Source organism: Protofrankia sp. CiP1_Cm_nod3 (assembly GCF_982290655.1).
The window spans coordinates 22,686-24,603 of the sequence record NZ_CEVIVD010000022.1 but is presented as its reverse complement, the minus strand read 5'-3'; the positions used below and the strand labels follow the sequence as shown (position 1 = coordinate 24,603).

The 1,918-nt window shown below is 69.0% G+C and carries 1 protein-coding gene; it reads right to left on the bottom strand.

Going from position 1 to position 1,918, the window contains the following annotated elements; all coding sequences use genetic code 11:
* Positions 1 to 1,918: FxSxx-COOH system tetratricopeptide repeat protein (gene fxsT / locus AC5LUJ_RS07040; RefSeq protein ID WP_493464664.1), on the bottom strand; the 1,918-nt coding region annotated here is incomplete at both ends.

Below are 1,918 nucleotides of genomic sequence, written 5' to 3'. Positions count from 1 at the left end.
AGCATCCTCCGCGCCTCGGCGTGGTGGCCTTGTGTCCGTAGCATGACGGCGAGGTCGTGTACGGCAGTGATCGTGTCCGGGTGGTTCTCACCGAGAATGCGTCGCCGTCGGGTGAGTACGTCTTCGATGCCGGCCTGTGCCGCGCTGTGCATGCCCTGCACGCGCAACAGGCCCGCGAGATTGGCCGCGGCGATGATCGTGTCCGGATGCTCCTCGCCGAGGACGCGGCGCCGTCGGTCGAGCACGTCGTTGAACATTGTCCACGCCTTGGCATAGTCGCCCAGCAGCCTCATCGTGAACGCGAGATTGGCCGCGGCGGTGATCGTGTCGGGGTGGTCGTCGCCGAGGATGCGGCGGCGCCGGGCGAGCACGTCCTCGAACATGCTCCGGGCTTCGGCGTAGTCGCCCTGTACCCGTACCGTGAACGCTAGTTCGTGTATGGCGGTGATCGTGTGCGGATGGTCCTTGCCGAGGATGTGGCGCGACTGGGTGAGTACGTTCTCGAACCTGGTCCGGGCTTCGTCGTAGTGGCCCTGCATCCGTACTGTGAACGCGATGTTGCGTGCGGCGGTGATCGTGTCCTGATCGTCCTTGCCGAGGATGCGGCGGCGTCGGATGAGCACGTCGTTGAACATGATTAGGGCCTCGGCGTAGTTACCCTGCGCTCGTACTGTGCGCGCGAGACTGCCCAGGGCCGCGATCGTGTGCAGATGATCATCGCCGAGAGTGGACGACCAGCGGGTGTGAGCGTCGAGTCCCAGGCTGTGGCTGCCCGGGTAGTCGCCGCGTGCCCGCAGGTAGCGGACCAGGCGAATGATCATACTGCGGCTGTCCGGGTGATCGTCCTCCACGAGGCCGGTCGCGACGGCATGGGGGTGGATGCGGGCGTAGCGGGGCCAGCTGTCAGGACGGTTCCGGTGCGGCGGATGCCCGGCGGCCAGCAGCCGGTGCACGGCCGTACGCAACCGGGGCCGCAGCGCGGCGGGTGTGTCGTCGCGGAGCACGGCCTGCATCAGCCGGTGCATGACCACCGTGCCGTCGACATGCCGGACGACCGCCAGCCGCGCCAGCCGGCCGGCGGTCTCCGGCAGCCGTACCTGATCGGCCGCTACCTCCCGTAACGGATCGGGCAACAACTCGGCGGTCTCGGGACGGACGAGATCAGCCGGGATCGGTTCCGGGCCGAAGTGCGCCCACAGCCGGGCCAGCATCACCACCGCCGGGTCGTCCACACGGTGCAGTGCGACCGTCCACGTTGCCGCGACTGGCTGCACACCGTCCGGCGCACCCTTGGTCAGGAGCACCCGCCGGGGTCCGCTGGCCCCGTCCGGCGACCCGTCCGGCCCTTTCCTGGCCGTGTGCGTCCGTAGCTGGTCGACAAGAAGATCGGCATACTTCGCGGGTGCCATCCCGGTTTCCGCCAGCCACGCCCCGGCCTGTTCCAGCGCCAGTGGCAGGTCCCCGACCACGGCGGCGATCCGTGCCGCGTCCACCTCGCTGATCGTGGGGACGCGGGAGCGTAGCAGCCCGACCGCTTCCGGCCGGGGCAGCACGTCGACCTCCACGGTGCTGGCCAGCCGGGACCACTGGCTGTCCCGTGACGTGATCAGAACATGGCCGTGGCTGAACTCCGCCGCTTTCAGCACACCGAACGGATCGGCCGGCTCGGCGGCGTTGTCCAGGATCAACAGCCAGTTCTGGTAACGGGAGCTGTGGCGCAGCAGTTCCAGCGCCGCCCGTGCGGATTCCTCCGCCTGCCCGGCCACCCCCACCTTCAGCCGCTGCGCCAGCGCGGCCAGCGCGTCGACGACCAGTTCCCGTTTCTCCGCCGGCACCCACCACACCACGTCGTAGGCATGGAAGTGCCGGTAGGCGTATTCCACCGCCAGCTGGGTCTTCCCGACCCCGCCCAGGCCGT